Consider the following 15,800-nt stretch of genomic DNA (forward strand, 5'->3'; position numbering starts at 1 on the left):
CCCTTCAACCCTTCGATCCATCTGGGAGGATGACACCATGAACACCCGTATCGCAGCCAGCCTCATCGCCATTGCCGCCGCCACGCTCGCGACGTCGGCGCAGGCGCAATGGGCGCCGTCCAAGCCCATCGAGTTCATCGCCGCCGGCGGCGCAGGCGGCGGCACCGACCAGTTCGCCCGCCAGATCCAGGCGGCGATCGCCAAGGCAAACCTCACGGACGAGAACGTCGTCGTCGCCAACAAGGGCGGCGGCTCCGGCGCGGAAGCCTTCATCTACGGCAAGGGTGCGGCCGGCGACGATCACAAGCTGATCTTCGGCACCTCGAACGAGTGGACCCTGCCGCTCGTCACCAAGCTCGGCTTCCAGGCCGAGGACCTGACGCCGGTCGCCGCGCTCGCCCTCGACGAGTTCATCGTCTGGGTCCAGGCCGATGCGCCCTACAAGACGATCATGGATCTCGCCGCGGCCGGCAAGGAGAACCCCGGCAAGCTGAAGTTCGGCGGCTCGCAGTCGAAGGATGTCGACCAGACCCTGCTGCGCCAGATCGAGAACGCCACAGGCGCCAAGTTCGTCTACATCCCCTTCAAGTCGGGCTCGGAAGCGGCGGTGCAACTCGCCGGCAACCACATCGACGGCAACACGAACAATCCGGCCGAGAATGTCGGCCAGTGGCGCGCCGGACAGGCCAAGCCGCTCTGCGTGGTCGCGCCCCAGCGCATGGCCTACAAGGAGAAGGTAACGGAGACGATGTCGTGGAACGACATCCCGACCTGCAAGGAGCAGGGTCTGGCGCTCGAGGGCTTCCAGATGCCGCGCACCGTCTTTGCCCCGAAGGATGCCGATCCGCAGGCGCTCGCCTACTACACCGAGCTTCTGAAGAAGGCGTCGGAGACGCCGGAATTCCAGAACTATCTGAAGACGACGTCGCAGACCTCGCGCTTCATGACCGGCGACGAGTTCAAGAGCTTCATCGCCGCCGATCTGGACAAGTCCAAGGCGCAGTTCGCCGCCGACGGCTGGCTCGCGAAGTAAGCCTCGCGCCCCGGCGTCCCGTTCGCCCGATGAGGCGGACGGGACGCCGACGGTGCGGCCCGCAGTCGCCGCCCCGCGCCTTCCCGTCCCGACACATCGAGGGAGCCCGCCGATGCTGACGCGTCGTCATGTCGAAGTCGCCACCGGCCTGGCGCTCGCCGCGCTCGGCGGCATCACCGCCTATGGCAGCCTGGAGAACGGCACGGGATGGACCGATTTCGGTCCCGCCGCCGGCTACTTCCCCTTGCGCATCGGCCTCCTCCTCGTGGCTCTGGGGCTCGCCATCGCCGTCAAGTACGGCCTGACCGGGCGCCGCGCGGCGGCTTTGAGCACCGCCGTCGTCACCGACACGGAGATTGCCGGCCCGGCCGCATTGCATGCGCCGACGAGCTTCGACGAGCGCTTCTTCGAGCCCGGCTCCCTCGGGCGCATCGCCTCGGTCTTCATTCCCACCGCCGTCTCGGCGGCGCTGATCCCCTGGCTCGGGCTCTATCTGTCCGGCGCGCTCTTCCTCGTCTTCTCGATGATGACTCTCGGCAAGGTCGGGGTGGCCAAGGCCCTCCTGATCGCGCTCTGCACGATGGGCGCCTTCTTCGTGCTCTTCGAATTCTGGTTCCAGGTGCCGCTCGCCAAGGGCGTGCTGATGCCGCTCCTCGGCATCTATTGAGGATCCGCTGACATGGCCGATTTCGCAAACCTCATGCACGGCTTCTCGGTCGCGCTGTCCTTCTACCATGTGGCGCTGATCATCGCCGGCGTGCTGCTCGGCATCCTCGTCGGCGTGCTGCCGGGCCTCGGCGCGCCCAACGGCGTGACGCTGCTCCTGCCGCTGACCTTCACGATGGATCCGGTCTCGGCGATCATCCTCCTCTCCTCGATGTACTGGGGCGCGCTGTTCGGCGGCTCCACCACCTCGATCCTCTTCAACATTCCCGGCGAGCCCTCCTCCGTCGCCACGACCTTCGACGGCTATCCGATGGCCAAGCAGGGCCGCGCCACGGAAGCGCTGGCCACCGCCTTCTTCTCGGCCGGCATCGGCGCGCTCACCGGCGTCATCGTCATCACGCTGCTGGCCGGCTGGATCGCCGAGTTCGCGCTGCGCTTCTCCAGCCCAGAATTCTTCGCGATCTACCTCCTCGCCTTCTGCTCCTTCATCGGGCTCGGCGGCGGTGATCCGATGAAGGCCGGCGTCTCGCTGCTGGCGGGCCTCGCCTTCGCCACCGTCGGCATGGACACGGTCTCGGGCGAGTTGCGCCTCACCTTCGGCTTCACCGATCTCCTGCGCGGCGTCTCCTTCCTCGTCGCCGTGATCGGCCTCTTCGGCATCGGCGAACTGCTCCTGACGGTGCAGGAGGAGCTGAAGTTCAAGGGCGTCTCCTCGAAGATCGAGATCCGCGAGATCTTCAAGGCGCTCGCTCGCCTGCCGCACTACTGGGCGACCTTCATGCGCTCGGCGGCGATCGGCGTCTGGATGGGCATCACCCCGGGCGGGCCGACCGCGGCCTCCTTCATGAGCTACGGCATCGGCCGGCGCTTCGGCCGCTACGGCAAGAACTTCGGCAAGGGCGAGCCGGAAGGCGTCGTCGCACCGGAAGTCGCCGACCATTCCGCCGGCACCTCGGCCCTGCTGCCCATGCTGGCGCTCGGCGTCCCCGGCTCGGCGACCGCCGCGGTGATGATGGGCGGCCTGATGATCTGGGGGCTGCAGCCCGGCCCGCTCCTCTTCGTCGAGCAGCCCGACTTCGTCTGGGGCCTCATCGCCTCGATGTATCTTTCCAACGTCATCGCCGTGGTGCTGGTGCTCGCCACCGTGCCGCTCTTCGCCTCGATCCTGCGCATTCCCTTCGGCATCATCGGCCCGATCATCATCGTGGTCTGCCTCATCGGCGCCTACACGGTGGCGAACGCGGCCTTCGACGTCTGGCTGGCCGTGGCCTTCGGCATCGTCGGCTACGTCTTCAAGCGGCTGGACTATCCGATCGCGCCGCTGGTGCTGGCCATGGTGCTCGGCGACAAGGCCGAGGACGCCTTCCGCCAGTCGATGCTCTATTCCGGCGGCTCGCTCTCGATCTTCTGGTCGAACCCGCTGGTGGGCTCGCTGATGGGCCTCGCCATTCTCCTCCTCGTCTGGCCGCTCGTCTCCGCCGCTCTGGGCCGGCTGCGGCCCGCCGAGGCCGACGCGCGCTAGAAGGGCCGGCCTGATCGACGACCTGCCGCGGGGGCGCCTCTGGAAAGGAGGCGCCCCCGTTTGGTATGAACGACCCGTGCAGAACGAAACGAGATCATCGGATGATTCGGCGGCAGCGGGGCCACCCCGGCGCAAGATCATCCATGTCGACATGGACGCCTTCTACGCCTCGGTCGAACAGCGCGACGACCCTTCGCTGCGCGGCCTGCCGGTGGCGGTCGGCGGCTCGCGCGAACGCGGCGTGGTCGCGGCGGCGAGCTACGAGGCGCGCCGCTTCGGCGTCCATTCCGCCATGCCCTCCGTCACCGCGCGCCGGCGCTGCCCCGACCTCGTCTTCGTCAAGCCGCGCTTCGAGGTCTACAAGGCGATCTCCGCCGAGATCCGCGCCGTCTTCGCCGAGCACACCGCGATCATCGAGCCGCTGTCGCTCGACGAGGCCTATCTCGACGTGACCGAGAACATCCGGGGCATCGCCTCGGCCACCGCCATCGCCGAGGCGATCCGGGCCGAGATCCGCCGGCGCACCGGTCTCACCGCCTCGGCCGGGGTCTCCTACAACAAGTTCCTCGCCAAGATCGCGTCGGACCAGATGAAACCGGACGGGCTCTTCGTCATCACCCCCGCCATGGGGCCGGGCTTCGTGGAAACCCTGCCGGTGAAGAAGTTCCACGGCGTCGGCCCCGCCACCGCCGAGCGCATGCACCGACTCGGCCTCCACACCGGGGCGGACCTGCGGGCCCAGACGATGGAGTTCCTCACCGCCCATTTCGGCAAGGCCGGCCCCTATTATCACGGCATCGCGCGGGGCATCGACCATCGCCCGGTGCGGGCCAATCGGGAGCGCAAGTCGGTGGGGTCGGAGACCACGTTCTCGAACGATCTTCGCGAGCGCGAGGACCTGGAGGCCGCACTCGCGCCGCTCATCGACAAGGTCTGGCGCCATTGCGAGACGCATGGCCTCGCCGGGCGAACCGTGACGCTGAAGGTCAAGTTCGCCGACTTCCAGCAGATCACCCGCGCCCGCTCGAACGCTGCGCCCGTGGCCTCGCGCGCCGCGCTGGAGCGCCCCGTGCTTGAGCTTCTGCAGGCACTGCTGCCGGCGCCGAAGGGCATCCGGCTTCTGGGCGTCACCGTGTCGTCCTTCGCCGAGCCGGGCGAGGCCGCGCCCGTGCAGTTCGCGCTGGCGCTGTAAGTGGGGCCGGCGAGCCGGCCCCCTCTTTTCGGATCAGGCGATGCCTTCCGCCGCGAGCGCCTGCCGGACGCCCGGACGCGCGCCCGCCGCCGCCATGAACCGCTCGACGGCCGGGAAGCCCGACAGGTCGATCTTCATCGGCGCGGCCCAGCGCAGCACCGTGAACGCGTAGGCATCGGCCGCCGTGAAGGTCTCGCCGGTGAGGAAGGTCCGGTCCTTCAGCGCTTCGTCGACGAAGCCGAGGCGCTTGGCGAGAAGCGTGCGCGATGCCGCCTTCGTCTCCTCGGGCGTGCCGGGCTTGAACAGCGGGCTGAAGGACTTGTGCAACTCGGTGGCGACGAAGGCGAGCCACTGCTGCACCCGGTAGCGCGCGGGATCGCCGGCCGGCGGCATCAGGCCGGAGGACGGGTTCTGGTCGGCGAGATACTGGACGACCACCGAGGCCTCGGTCAGAACCGGACCGTCGCCGATGTCGAGCGCGGGAACGTAGCCGTTCGGGTTGACGGCGAAATAGTCGCCGCCATCGGGAAGCGACTTGGCCGCGAGATCGACGGGCACGAGATCGATCGCGACGCCGGCCTCGCAGGCGACGATGTGGGGTGCGAGCGAGCAGGCGCCGGGCTTGTAGAAGAGTTTCATCGGGTCTCATGTCCTTCATCAAGGAAGCGGATGCGACGGCTTGGCATGCCCGCCACGCGGGCTCAAGCGCGACGCACGGTCTCCCAAACGAACCACGGCTGCGCCGACCTCACGAAAATCTTCGAACGGCATCTTCGTTTCGCACATGCGAAGTCCATTTTCCCCTCTGCCAGCGGCCTCGGAGGGTCGCGACCATGCGAGAGGGACGGACGATGACGGTTCGCTACAAACTGGGCTGCGATCTTTCCTACGAGATCAAGTCGACCACCGTCTTCATCTTCAACCTCGAAGTGGCGAAGCTCCAGCGTCATCACGACCTGGTCGAGCGCCTGACGATCACGCCGGACACGGCGCGCCGGGTCTATACGGTGCCGTCCGTCCAGAACCGCTACTTCGCGATCGAGGCCCAGCCCGGTCCGCTCAACGTGCATTACGAGGCGGAGGTGACGCTCGACGTCTTCCGCGCCGAGCCGGCCGGGATCGACGAGACGCCGCTCGCCGAGATCCCGCTCGACATCATGCCCTTCCTCCTGCCCTCGCGCTTCGTGTCGTCGGATCGGCTCGCCGCCTTCGCGCAGAAGGAATTCGGCCACATGCCGACGGGCCACGGGCGCGTCAACGCCATCTGCAACTGGCTCTACGACAATCTCGACTATCGCCGCGGCTCGTCGGACGAACAGACCACCGCCGACGAGAGCCTGATCCTGCGCGCCGGCGTCTGCCGCGACTTCGCCCATCTCGGCATCGCCTTCTGCCGGGCGCTGAACATCCCCGCCCGCTTCGTCTCCTGCTACGCCTACGGGCTGGAGCCGCGTGACTTCCACGCCGTGTTCGAGGCCTATCTCGGCGGGCGCTGGTGGCTCTTCGACGGCACGCGGCAGGCCAATCTCGACGGGCTGGTGCGCATCGGCGTCGGGCGCGACGCCGCGGAGATCGCCTTCGCCTCGCCCTTCGGCGACATGGAGCCCGGCCCGGTGAAGATCACGATCGAGCACGCCGACGGCTCGTCCGAGTTGCCGGGACGCACCACCGACGCCATCTCCACCGAGGAACCCGCGCCCGACGCCGGCGCCAGCTGACGGCATAGGCGGCCGCACGAGGCCATCCGCCGAACGGAGACGAACCCGCCCATGCGCATCCTTCTCCTCGGCGCCACCGGCCTCGTCGGCGGCCATGTCCTCACTCGCCTGCTGCGCGACGAACGCGTCACCGCTGTGGTCGCGCCGGTGCGACGCGCGATCGCGCCGCAGCCCAAGCTCTCCGCGCCCCTCGTCGATTTCGAGCGTCCCGGCGAGATCGACGACATCGGACCGGTGGACGCGATGATCTCGGCCTTCGGCACCACGATCCGCGCGGCGGGCTCGCAAGACGCCTTCCGCAGGGTGGACCACGGCGTGCCGCTGGCCGTCGCCCGGCTGGCCTACGAGCACGGCGCCCGCATTTTGGCGCTGAACTCGGCGGCCGGCGCCGATGCGGCATCGCGGATCTTCTACCTTCGGGTGAAGGGCGAACTGGAAGAGGATCTGGCGCACCTCGGCTTTTCCTCCCTCGCGCTCATTCGACCGGGCCTCATCGGCGGCGAACGCGCCGAACGCCGGACCGGCGAGCACGTCGCCGGCCTCGTTCTCGGCGCGCTCGCGCCGGTCCTGCCGCGCCGCTGGCGCATCAACCCCGCCGACACCATCGCAGCCACGCTGGTCGAGGCCGCGATCAGAGCACGGCCGGGGACGCATGTCGTCTCCGCCGGCGAACTCGCCTGACGGGACCGCCCTACCCGCGGAACACGGCGGTCACCGGCTTGACGTCGGCGGCACGCGGCCTCTTTGCAGTCGCGCCCTTCCATTCGGCCCCGCACGCCAGCCGAAGCCCGAGACCCGTCAGGAGACCCTGCGATGCATCCCCGGATCGAAGACTACGCCCTCATCGGCGATTGCGAGACGGCGGCGCTCGTCGGGCGCGACGGCTCGATCGACTGGCTCTGCTTTCCGCGCTTCGATTCGCCCGCCGTCTTCGCCGCCCTCCTCGGCTCGCCCGAGAACGGGCGCTGGCGCATCGCGCCGACCGATGAGGGCGCCACCTGCGAGCGCCGCTACCGCGCGGGCACGCTGATCCTCGAAACGACCTTCCGCACGCCCACCGGCGCGGCGATGCTGATCGACTTCATGCCGCCCCGCGACGGGCGCCCGGATCTCGTGCGGATCGTCGTCGGGCTGGAGGGCGCGGTCGAGTTCGACTTCGATCTCGTCATGCGCTTCGACTACGGCCGCTCGGTCCCCTGGGTCAGCACGCTCGATGACGGCACGCTGACGGCGATCGCCGGCCCCGACATGCTGGTGCTCTCGGCCCCGGTGGACCTCCACGGCGAGGACATGCACACGCGCGGTAGCTTCCGCGTCACTGCCGGCCAACGTGTCGCCTTCACCATGAGCCACCAGCCCTCGCATCTCGCCCCGCTCGCCCCCATCGACCCCGAACATTCGCTGGCGGACACGCAAGCCTTCTGGCGCGAATTCTCCGACCGCTGCCCCGAGGTCGACGGCTACACCGAGGACGTCAAGCGCTCGCTCATCACGCTGAAGGCGCTGACCTACCGCCCGACCGGGGGCATCGTCGCGGCGGCCACCACGTCGCTGCCGGAACTGGCCGGCGGCGCGCGCAACTGGGACTATCGCTACTGCTGGCTGCGCGATGCCACGCTGACGCTGATGGCCTTCATGCATCTGGGCTATTACGAGGAAGCCCATGCCTGGCGCGACTGGCTGATGCGCGCGGTGGCCGGCAATCCCGCGCAGATGCAGATCATGTACGGCGTCGCCGGCGAGCGCCACCTCCTCGAATGGGAGGTGCCGTGGCTCGACGGCTTCCGTGCCTCCAAGCCCGTGCGGGTCGGCAACGCCGCCGCCGGCCAGTTCCAGATCGACGTCTACGGCGAGCTGGCCGACATGCTGGCGCAGGCCCAGACCGGCGGCCTCGAGCCTCATCCCCGCACCCCCGCCATTGCGGGCGCCATCATGCCCTTCCTCGAAGCGAACTGGCGCGAGCCCGACGAGGGGATCTGGGAGGTCCGCGGCGAGCGCCAGCATTTCGTGCATTCGAAGGTGATGGCCTGGGTCGCCTTCGACCGGGCCGCCAAGATGGCCGAGACCCGCGAGGGCGGCGCCGACGAGGCCGTGGCCTGGCGCGCCGTGGCGCAGGAGATCCACGCCGATGTCTGCGCGCGCGGCTTCGACGCTGAGCTCGGCAGCTTCGTGCAGGCCTACGGCTCGAAGTCGCTCGATGCCAGCCTCCTCCACATCCTGCTGACCGGCTTCCTGCCGCCGGAGGACCCTCGCGTCGTCGGCACCGTGGCGGCGATCGAGCGGCGCCTGCTGCACCACGGTTTCGTGCTGCGCTACGACACGAGCGAGACCGACGACGGGCTGGCCGGCGAGGAAGGGGCGTTTCTCGCCTGCTCCTTTTGGCTCGCCGACGCCTATGTGCTGCTCGGGCGCATCGAGGACGCCGCGCGCCTCTTCGAACGGTTGCGGATGCTCCAGAACGACGTCGGCCTGCTGGCGGAAGAGTACGACCCGAAGGCCGGCGAGATGCTCGGCAACTTCCCACAGGCCTTCAGCCATGTCGGCCTCGTCGTCACCGCGCTCAACCTGTCGCGCGCCAAGGGTCCCGGCGACCAGCGCGCCGATGGGCACGAGCATGCGCCCCCAAGCGCCGACGAACCCGCAGCGCGTTTGTCGGCAACGGTGGCCTGAGGCACGATCCGGACATGCAGACAGAAAAAACCCGCTCGGGGGAGGACCGAGCGGGCTAGTCAATGCATGTATCTGGGAGGAAACGATGCAGTGCGATATAGCCATGCTGCAACGCACATGACGAGAGGCATTTTTGCATAGGTGCCATGCGCCGAAGGGAGCGAGTGACGCTTCGACGATAGGAACCGATTGCAACTCGTTGATCCCTTGCGAACAATCCGGGGAAACTGTCGCAATGCGGGAACCGAAGCCGACCCATCCACTTGTCCGCCTATGGATCGCCCCCGCACCGACGACATCGAACAGCCCATCGCCCTCGTGGTCGACGACGAACCGTTGATCCGCATGGACACGGGTGACATCCTCTGCGACGCCGGTTTTCATGTCGTGGAAGCGCGAACGGCTGACGAGGCCTTCGCCTTCCTCGAACGGCACCCGAGCCTGCGCCTCGTCTTCACCGACGTGCAGATGCCCGGCGATCTCGACGGGTTCCAGCTCGCCCGGCTGGTGGCCGAGCGCTGGCCGCATGTCTCGGTGATCGTTGCCTCCGGTGCGGTCCGTCCCGGCCCCGGCGACCTGCCCGACCAGGCCGAGTTCATCAACAAACCCTTCACGCCGCAGCTCGTGCTCGACACGGTGCAACGGACGATGGGCGCCCTTCCGGCCGAACTCTGACCATCGGCAACGCCGATGGCCTTCGGACACGTTCGGCCGCTGCGCGCACGCCTCGCCGGGACGCCGCGTCAAAGATGACCGTGACCTTGCGAACACAGGCGAAGATTTTCCCTGTTCTCGACATCTTCGAGTCAGAACAACGTTGTACAGTCTGCCTGGGACGACATTTCGGGGCAAAGCAATGTTGACGATCGGATGGAATGATATTGCACGTGCGAAGGCGCCGGGCTCGGTGACCTTTCGCCAATACTCGCTCGCGATCGGCGAAGCCGACATCGCGCGCTGGGAGGACGATCCCGACGGGCGCTTCAAGCTCGTGACCTCGGACGATCCGGCAACGGCGAAGCTCGGAACGTTCTATCCGAGCCTGTAGTGTCTGCTGCGGTTCCCAAGATGACGCGCTGCAAGGCGACGCCTTCTTCTGCGCTGTCGGTCGCGGCGCCATCCGACCCTGCTGATCGCACCGTCACTGCAGTCTTGCATCACCACGGGAGCGGAAAGGCCGTCGAGCTCGGCTGTCTCGATACGCCTCACGCCTGACGGTCTATCTCCAACGCACGAGATCCAGCCGCAGCGGACTGTTCACGACGCCTGAACTGGATGGGTGGAGCGAACTTCGACGGGCCGTTGCCGAGCCTGCCGAACCAGGGACCATTGCAGGCGTAAGCCGCGCCACCGAACCCGCATCGCGTCCGCCAAGGCGCGGGAAGCGACAGGGGCAAACTTTCCGGTCATCGACATCGCGCCTGATCGATGTCCTGCCGCAAGACGACCAGCGCATCATCCCCTTCCGGCCACCTGCAGGTCACGCCAGCGGCGACGATATGTCTTGCTTACGAAGCGACGGCAGTGGGCTAGGCAATCGACGCCGCGCGCGCTATGCCGCCGGCTTCTTCGATGCAGTGCCGCAGAAGCCCGAGCGGGCTGCCCGGACGAAGGCCCCGAGTCCATGCCCCCACAGGACGGTCTGCCCCAACCCCAGCGCTCGCTCGCCTTTGCGACGATCGCGCTCGCGCTCTTCGTCGCGGTTCTCGACGGCGCCATCGCCAACATCGCCCTGCCGCCGATCACCCGCGAACTCGGCATCCGTCCCGTGGATGCGATCTGGGTGGTCAACGCCTACCAGCTCGCCGTCACGATGGTGCTGCTGCCGCTGGCCTCGCTCGGCGAGCGGATCGGCTATCGCCGCGTCTATCTCGGCGGCCTCGCCCTCTTCACGCTGGCCTCGCTCCTCTGCGCCCTCTCCTCCAGCCTGCCGACGCTCGTCGCCGCGCGCACGTTGCAAGGGCTCGGCGCGGCGGGCGTCATGAGCATCAACATCGCGCTCGTGCGCTTCATCTTCCCGCGCGCCATGTTAGGGCGCGCCGTCGGCAACGTCGCGGTGATCGTCGGCGTCTCCGCCGCCGCCGGCCCGTCGATCGCGGGCCTGATCCTGTCGATCGCGCCGTGGCAGGCGCTGTTTCTGGTCAACGTGCCGGTCGGGCTTCTCGCGCTCTTCGTGGGATGGCGGACCCTGCCCGCGACGCCGCTCTCGGTTCATCCGTTCGACTGGCGCAGCGCGCTTCTCAGCGCGGCGACCTTCGGCCTCGTGATCTCCGGCATCAACGGGCTCGGCCATTCCGAGGGCCTCGGCCTCGCGCTCGGCCAGATCGTGCTGGGTCTGGCGATCGGCGTCGTCTTCGTGCGCTCGCAGCTGCGCCTGCCCGCGCCCATGCTGCCGGTGGATCTCCTGGCACGGCCGGTCTTCGCGCTGTCGGCCGTGACCTCGATCTGCTCCTTTGCGGCACAGTCGATCGCCTTCGTCTCGCTGCCCTTTCTCCTGCACGACACGCTCGGGCGTTCGGCCGCCGAGACGGGCCTGCTGATGACCCCCTGGCCGATCGCGACGGCGGCCGCCGCCTTCGTCTCGGGGCGCCTGGCCGACCGCATGGCGCCGGGACGGCTCGCCGCGGTCGGCCTCGCCGTTTTCGCCGCCGGCCTTGTGGCGCTCGTGCTGATGCCCGATGCGCCGAGCGACGCGGACCTCGTCTGGCGTCTCGTTCTGGCAGGCCTCGGCTTCGGCACGTTCCAGTCGCCCAACAACAAGGTGCTGATCGCCAGCGCCCCGCGCGAGCGTTCGGGCGGAGCGAGCGGCATACAGTCCACCGCGCGCCTCGTCGGCCAGTCGCTCGGCGTCGCCTTCCTCGCGGTGATCTTCGGGCTGGTTCCGACCGATGGGGCGCGCATCGCGCTGGTGCTGGCGACGGTGCTGGCCGCCGGCGGCATCCTGCCAAGTGCGCTGCGCCGCTTCGAGCCGGACGTCGCCCCGGGTCCCGCCGCCGCGCCCCGGCCGGCGAACCCGGCCCGGACGGAAGCCGCCGACGTCTAGGACGGATCCGCCAAAGGCCGATCCGCCAGCGGATGCGAGGGCTTCAGCCGTCGCGCTCGTCGAGCAGCGACTGGAATCCGCCGAAGATCATGCGCTTGCCGTCGAAGGGCATCGGATTGTCCTTCATCGCCTGCGGCATTTCCTCGAAGACCTTCGCCATGCCGGCATCGCGCGCCGCCTTGTCCGGCCATTCGATCCAGGAGAAGATCACCGTCTCGTCCTCGCTGGCCTGCACCGCGCGATGGAAGTCCGTGACCGTTCCCTTCGGCACGTCGTCGCCCCAGCATTCGACGCAGCGGATCGCGCCGTGTTTGAGAAACAGCGTTAGGGCGCTGGCCGCATGCTCGCGATACCGGTCCTTGTTCGCCGTCGGCACGGCGGCGACGAAGCCATCGACATAGGTCATGCCAGTCTCCTTCTCTCGGGGGGTGGAACGGTCGTCGTCGCGCCGTTCAGGCCGCCTCGTAACGAGCGGCGTTCTCGCGGAAGGGCCGCATCTGGTCGGCCAGCGCCTTGCGGAAGGCCGGACGCGCCGTGTGCCGCTCGACATATCGGGCGAGTGCGGGGAACCCGGCGAGGATGTCGGTGTGGTCGAGGATGCGCAGCACGCTCGTCATCATCAGGTCGGCGGCGCTGAAGCGATCGACGAGCGCATCCGCCTTGCCGAGCGCCGCCTGAAGCTGGCCGAGACGGGCCTGAACGGCAGCCAGCGCGCCGGGGCGCTGCGCGGCCTTCACGCCCTCGTCCGCGACGAAGAAATCGAGATCGGCGAGCGCGCCGACCGGCGGCTCGACCGAGTTGAGGCTGGCGAGAAGCCAGCAGAGAACCCGCTCGCGGGCTGCCGGATCGGCCGGCAGGAGCGCCTCGCTTTCCTCTGCAATGCGCCAGACGATCGCGCCGGATTCGAACAGCGTGCGCCCGTCGATCTCCAGCGCCGGCACCTGGCCGAACGGTTGGCGGGCGAGGTTCTCGGGGTCGCCTTGCGTGCCCTGGTCGAGGAGGATCGCCTCGTAGGGCAGGCCGGCCTCCTCCAGCGCCCAGCGCACCCGGAGGTCGCGGACCTGACCCTGCGCGAAGGCGGGCACCCAGTCGAAGGCGGTGACGCGGATGGTTCGCATGGACCCGCCCGCCCTCACGCTGCGGCCGGCATCGTGTTGAGATGCGGGATGTTGCCGTCGGGATCTTTCAGCCAGACGAGCTTGAGGTCGCCGGCACGGTGGATATCGCCATCCAGCATCAGGCCCTCCATGTCATGATAATGCTCGAAGGCGACGCCCTTGGCCTTCAGGTCGGCGACGATGGCCTCGATCCCCTCGCCGACCGTCCAGACCGCGGCGTTGGCGCGGTTCGTGCCGGCCTCCGCAGAGACATAGATAACGAGATGCGTGGCGCCGGTGCGCAGCACGATCACCATCTCCCCGTCGTCCTCCACCACCTCCAGCCCGAGCATGTCGCGGTAGAAGCGGCGGGCGCGATCGAGATCCGACACGGCGACGATCGCCGACGACGTCTGATACTTCAGCATGACCAACCTCCCTTGATCATTTGAGTTGATATCAACATAAGTGGCCATGACTGTAAAGCGCCCTGCCGAACCCGATATTCCCTATGCGACGACGCTGCTGGTGCGCGACCATTGCCTGTGCCTCCACACGCAGCGGGCGGCGCGGGCGCTGGCGCGGCGCTTCGACGAGGCGATGCGCCCGATCGGGCTGACGAGCGGGCAGTTCTCGCTCCTCATCTCGCTCAACCGCCCGGAGCCGCCGACCCTCGGCTCGGTCGCCCGGCTCCTGGCGATGGACCGGACCACCCTGACTGCCAACCTCAAGCCGCTGGAGCGGCGTGGTCTTCTCGTCGTCGCGCCCGACGAGACCGACAAGCGCGCCCGCCGGCTGCGACTGACGGAGGCGGGACGCGCCCTCCTCCGCCAAGCCGTCCCGATCTGGGACCGCACCCATGTCGAGGTCGAGGCCGCACTGTCGACGGTCGATCCCGACCGGTTGCGCGCCGGTCTCACGGAACTCGCCTGACCCCTCGAACGAACTTCACGTTCGCGGCATTGGCTTTCGCGCGACCCGCTTCCGGCACCAGCGACCCGCCCGCTGACGGGGTTCGCGTCATTCATGAATCCCGCGCATCACATCATGCCATCCGCAACGGGTAATCGCGGCTCGCGAACGGCCTAGCTCCCCATCAGATTGGAAACGCTCCAAACTGCCCGACCGGGTGGAGCGACGTCCGGCAGGAGCACGGCCCGAACCTCGCGCGGGTAGGAGCCCGTGCATCCCGCGCAGTTTCGAGACACGCCGCAGCATCTCCCGCGCGGCCGCAAACCCAGGATCGGTCATCCCATGCCAAGTCCTTCCGACTTCGAACTCAGCAGGCGGGATCTCCTCGTCGGCGCCTCGGCTTCCGCCGCCGTGACCGCCATGCCGGCCATGGCGATGGCGCAGGGCGCGCCTGCCGCGGTGTCCGGTGACAGCGAGGCGCCCGTCCTGTCGAAGGTCTCCTTCGAGGTGAACGGCGAGCGCCGCGAGCTCGACCTCGACCTGCGCACCACGCTTCTCGACGCGCTGCGCGAGCACCTGCAACTCACCGGCACCAAGAAGGGCTGCGACCACGGCCAGTGCGGCGCCTGCACGGTGATCGTCGAGGGACGGCGGATGAATTCCTGCCTGTCGCTCGCCGTCATGCACGAGGGCGACGCCATCACCACGATCGAGGGTCTCGGCACGCCCGACGACCTGCATGCCATGCAGGCCGCCTTCGTCAAGCACGACGGCTACCAGTGCGGCTACTGCACGCCCGGACAGATCTGCTCGGCCGTCTCGGTGCTCGAAGAGGTGAAGGCCGGCATTCCCAGCCATGTCAGCGCCGATCTCAACGCCGCGCCAGAGGCGACGGGCGAGGAGCTGCGCGAGCGCATGAGCGGCAACATCTGCCGCTGCGGCGCCTATTCCAACATCGTCGAGGCGATGACCGAAGTCGCCGGGAGGCCCGCATGAAATCCTTCACCTACGAGAAGGCGACCTCGCCCGCGGCCGCTGCGGCGGCGGCCTCCGCCAAGCCAGGCGCGCGCTTCATCGCCGGCGGCACCAATCTCCTCGATCTCATGAAACTGCAGATCGAGACGCCGGCCCATCTCATCGACGTCAACGGGCTCGCCCTCGACACGATCGAGGCGACGCCCGAGGGCGGCCTTCGCATCGGCGCGCTCGTGCGCAACACCGATCTCGCCGCCGATGCGCGCGTTCGCCGCGACTACGGGCTCCTGTCGCGCGCCCTTCTCGCCGGCGCCTCCGGCCAGCTGCGCAACCGCGCGACGACCGCTGGCAACCTCCTGCAGCGCACCCGCTGCTCCTACTTCTACGACACGAATCAGCCCTGCAACAAACGCGTCCCCGGCTCGGGTTGCGCCGCGATCGGCGGCTTCACGCGCCTTCTGGCGGTGGTCGGCACGAGCGAGAGTTGCATTGCGACCAACCCGTCCGACATGAACGTCGCGCTGCGTGCGCTCGACGCCGTGGTGGAGACGGTGAAGCCGGACGGCGAGACCCGCGCCATCCCAATGGCCGACTTCCACCGCCTGCCCGGCGACACGCCTCATGTCGAGACCGCGCTGGAGCCCGGTGAGCTGATCACCGCGGTCACCCTGCCCGCGCCGCTCGGCGGCACGCAGATCTACCGCAAGGTCCGCGACCGCGCGTCCTACGCCTTCGCGCTGATCTCGGTCGCGGCCGTGGTGCAGCCCGACGGCACGGGCCGCGTCGCGGTGGGCGGCGTCGCGCACAAGCCCTGGCGCGTCGAGGCGGCCGAAGCCGAATTGCCGCGCGGCGCCAAGGCGAGCGCCGCCGTGCTGCTCGACGGCGCCCGGACCACCGAAGAGAACGCATTCAAGCTGCCGCTGGTGGAGCGCACGCTCAAAGCCGTGCTGGCAGAGGCGAGGAGCTGAGACG

General features: G+C 68.7%; 17 protein-coding genes. 13 read left to right on the forward strand and 4 right to left on the reverse strand.

What is annotated here, in order from left to right:
• Window positions 1-37 precede the first annotated feature (37 nt).
• The 4 genes from AUL33_RS06195 to dinB all read left to right on the forward strand — a co-directional run bounded on the left by AUL33_RS06195 (window position 38) and on the right by dinB (window position 4,413).
• Window positions 38-1,033, forward strand: a complete 996-nt coding sequence (locus tag AUL33_RS06195; protein ID WP_062205250.1) for a tripartite tricarboxylate transporter substrate binding protein — start codon at window positions 38-40, stop codon at window positions 1,031-1,033.
• 112 nt (window positions 1,034-1,145) lie between these two features.
• Window positions 1,146-1,700 (forward strand): tripartite tricarboxylate transporter TctB family protein, encoded by a 555-nt coding sequence (locus tag AUL33_RS06200; RefSeq protein WP_062205252.1) that lies wholly within the window; start codon window positions 1,146-1,148, stop codon window positions 1,698-1,700.
• 12 nt (window positions 1,701-1,712) lie between these two features.
• Complete coding sequence (locus tag AUL33_RS06205) at window positions 1,713-3,221, forward strand: tripartite tricarboxylate transporter permease (RefSeq protein WP_062205255.1); 1,509 nt, start codon at window positions 1,713-1,715, stop codon at window positions 3,219-3,221.
• A gap of 151 nt (window positions 3,222-3,372) precedes the next feature.
• Window positions 3,373-4,413 carry a DNA polymerase IV gene (gene dinB, locus AUL33_RS06210; RefSeq protein WP_082652364.1) on the forward strand — a complete coding sequence of 347 codons (1,041 nt, stop codon included), beginning with the start codon at window positions 3,373-3,375 and terminating at the stop codon, window positions 4,411-4,413.
• A 33-nt stretch (window positions 4,414-4,446) separates the two neighbouring features.
• On the opposite strand, the gene gstA is transcribed toward dinB, so the two are convergent.
• Window positions 4,447-5,052: a glutathione transferase GstA gene (gene gstA / locus AUL33_RS06215; protein WP_062205261.1), complete on the reverse strand. Its 606-nt coding sequence runs from the start codon at window positions 5,050-5,052 to the stop codon at window positions 4,447-4,449.
• Window positions 5,053-5,264: 212 nt separating this feature from the next.
• Here gstA and AUL33_RS06220 point away from each other — a divergent pair, with 212 nt between their 5' ends.
• The 6 genes from AUL33_RS06220 (at window position 5,265) to AUL33_RS06245 (ending at window position 11,844) form a co-directional block, all read left to right on the forward strand.
• Window positions 5,265-6,131, forward strand: coding sequence for a transglutaminase family protein (locus tag AUL33_RS06220; protein WP_062205264.1), 867 nt, complete (start codon window positions 5,265-5,267; stop codon window positions 6,129-6,131).
• A gap of 51 nt (window positions 6,132-6,182) precedes the next feature.
• Window positions 6,183-6,812 (forward strand): NAD-dependent dehydratase, encoded by a 630-nt coding sequence (locus tag AUL33_RS06225; protein WP_062205267.1) that lies wholly within the window; start codon window positions 6,183-6,185, stop codon window positions 6,810-6,812.
• A gap of 132 nt (window positions 6,813-6,944) precedes the next feature.
• Window positions 6,945-8,801, forward strand: a complete 1,857-nt coding sequence (locus AUL33_RS06230; protein WP_062205270.1) for a glycoside hydrolase family 15 protein — start codon at window positions 6,945-6,947, stop codon at window positions 8,799-8,801.
• A gap of 273 nt (window positions 8,802-9,074) precedes the next feature.
• Window positions 9,075-9,476 carry a response regulator gene (locus tag AUL33_RS06235; protein ID WP_192843146.1) on the forward strand — a complete coding sequence of 134 codons (402 nt, stop codon included), beginning with the start codon at window positions 9,075-9,077 and terminating at the stop codon, window positions 9,474-9,476.
• A 232-nt stretch (window positions 9,477-9,708) separates the two neighbouring features.
• Window positions 9,709-9,849, forward strand: a complete 141-nt coding sequence (locus AUL33_RS06240) for a hypothetical protein (protein ID WP_156419305.1) — start codon at window positions 9,709-9,711, stop codon at window positions 9,847-9,849.
• A gap of 576 nt (window positions 9,850-10,425) precedes the next feature.
• Window positions 10,426-11,844, forward strand: a complete 1,419-nt coding sequence (locus AUL33_RS06245; protein WP_082652360.1) for an MFS transporter — start codon at window positions 10,426-10,428, stop codon at window positions 11,842-11,844.
• 43 nt (window positions 11,845-11,887) lie between these two features.
• Here AUL33_RS06245 and AUL33_RS06250 read toward each other — a convergent pair whose 3' ends face one another.
• Genes AUL33_RS06250 through AUL33_RS06260 form a run of 3 tightly spaced genes read right to left on the reverse strand, consistent with a single transcriptional unit; the run spans window position 11,888 to window position 13,369 of the window.
• Entirely contained in the window at window positions 11,888-12,250 is a 363-nt protein-coding gene (locus tag AUL33_RS06250; protein WP_062205277.1) for a DUF1428 domain-containing protein, read from the reverse strand.
• A gap of 46 nt (window positions 12,251-12,296) precedes the next feature.
• The gene (locus AUL33_RS06255) at window positions 12,297-12,962 is read right to left on the reverse strand and encodes a glutathione S-transferase family protein (RefSeq protein WP_062205280.1); all 666 of its coding nucleotides are present in this window, start codon (window positions 12,960-12,962) and stop codon (window positions 12,297-12,299) included.
• Between the two features lie 14 nt (window positions 12,963-12,976).
• A complete protein-coding gene (locus AUL33_RS06260) occupies window positions 12,977-13,369 on the reverse strand; it encodes a VOC family protein (RefSeq protein ID WP_062205282.1) in 393 nt (130 codons plus the stop codon).
• 46 nt (window positions 13,370-13,415) lie between these two features.
• Between AUL33_RS06260 and AUL33_RS06265 the strand changes: the two genes are divergently transcribed.
• The 3 genes from AUL33_RS06265 to AUL33_RS06275 all read left to right on the forward strand — a co-directional run bounded on the left by AUL33_RS06265 (window position 13,416) and on the right by AUL33_RS06275 (window position 15,796).
• Complete coding sequence (locus tag AUL33_RS06265) at window positions 13,416-13,874, forward strand: MarR family winged helix-turn-helix transcriptional regulator (RefSeq protein ID WP_062205285.1); 459 nt, start codon at window positions 13,416-13,418, stop codon at window positions 13,872-13,874.
• Between the two features lie 321 nt (window positions 13,875-14,195).
• Entirely contained in the window at window positions 14,196-14,849 is a 654-nt protein-coding gene (paoA, locus tag AUL33_RS06270) for an aldehyde dehydrogenase iron-sulfur subunit PaoA (RefSeq protein ID WP_062205288.1), read from the forward strand.
• On the forward strand, window positions 14,846-15,796 hold the full coding sequence (locus tag AUL33_RS06275) for a xanthine dehydrogenase family protein subunit M (protein WP_062205291.1): 951 nt from the start codon (window positions 14,846-14,848) through the stop codon (window positions 15,794-15,796). Before paoA ends, AUL33_RS06275 begins: the two co-directional genes overlap by 4 nt.
• The last annotated feature ends 4 nt before the right edge of the window (window positions 15,797-15,800 follow it).

The sequence above is a fragment of the Aureimonas sp. AU12 genome (assembly GCF_001463705.1).
Classification (GTDB): Bacteria; Pseudomonadota; Alphaproteobacteria; order Rhizobiales; family Rhizobiaceae; genus Aureimonas.

Coding starts and splice junctions, on each gene's coding strand:
- AUL33_RS06265 (WP_062205285.1), top strand. CDS start 13,416: ATGACTGTAAAGCGCCCTGCCGAACCCGATATTCCCTATGCGACGACG.
- AUL33_RS06225 (WP_062205267.1), top strand. CDS start 6,183: ATGCGCATCCTTCTCCTCGGCGCCACCGGCCTCGTCGGCGGCCATGTC.
- AUL33_RS06195 (WP_062205250.1), top strand. CDS start 38: ATGAACACCCGTATCGCAGCCAGCCTCATCGCCATTGCCGCCGCCACG.
- AUL33_RS06250 (WP_062205277.1), bottom strand. CDS start 12,250: ATGACCTATGTCGATGGCTTCGTCGCCGCCGTGCCGACGGCGAACAAG.
- AUL33_RS06275 (WP_062205291.1), top strand. CDS start 14,846: ATGAAATCCTTCACCTACGAGAAGGCGACCTCGCCCGCGGCCGCTGCG.
- AUL33_RS06230 (WP_062205270.1), top strand. CDS start 6,945: ATGCATCCCCGGATCGAAGACTACGCCCTCATCGGCGATTGCGAGACG.
- dinB (WP_082652364.1), top strand. CDS start 3,373: ATGGACGCCTTCTACGCCTCGGTCGAACAGCGCGACGACCCTTCGCTG.
- gstA (WP_062205261.1), bottom strand. CDS start 5,052: ATGAAACTCTTCTACAAGCCCGGCGCCTGCTCGCTCGCACCCCACATC.
- AUL33_RS06235 (WP_192843146.1), top strand. CDS start 9,075: ATGGATCGCCCCCGCACCGACGACATCGAACAGCCCATCGCCCTCGTG.
- paoA (WP_062205288.1), top strand. CDS start 14,196: ATGCCAAGTCCTTCCGACTTCGAACTCAGCAGGCGGGATCTCCTCGTC.
- AUL33_RS06255 (WP_062205280.1), bottom strand. CDS start 12,962: ATGCGAACCATCCGCGTCACCGCCTTCGACTGGGTGCCCGCCTTCGCG.
- AUL33_RS06245 (WP_082652360.1), top strand. CDS start 10,426: ATGCCCCCACAGGACGGTCTGCCCCAACCCCAGCGCTCGCTCGCCTTT.
- AUL33_RS06200 (WP_062205252.1), top strand. CDS start 1,146: ATGCTGACGCGTCGTCATGTCGAAGTCGCCACCGGCCTGGCGCTCGCC.
- AUL33_RS06220 (WP_062205264.1), top strand. CDS start 5,265: ATGACGGTTCGCTACAAACTGGGCTGCGATCTTTCCTACGAGATCAAG.
- AUL33_RS06205 (WP_062205255.1), top strand. CDS start 1,713: ATGGCCGATTTCGCAAACCTCATGCACGGCTTCTCGGTCGCGCTGTCC.
- AUL33_RS06260 (WP_062205282.1), bottom strand. CDS start 13,369: ATGCTGAAGTATCAGACGTCGTCGGCGATCGTCGCCGTGTCGGATCTC.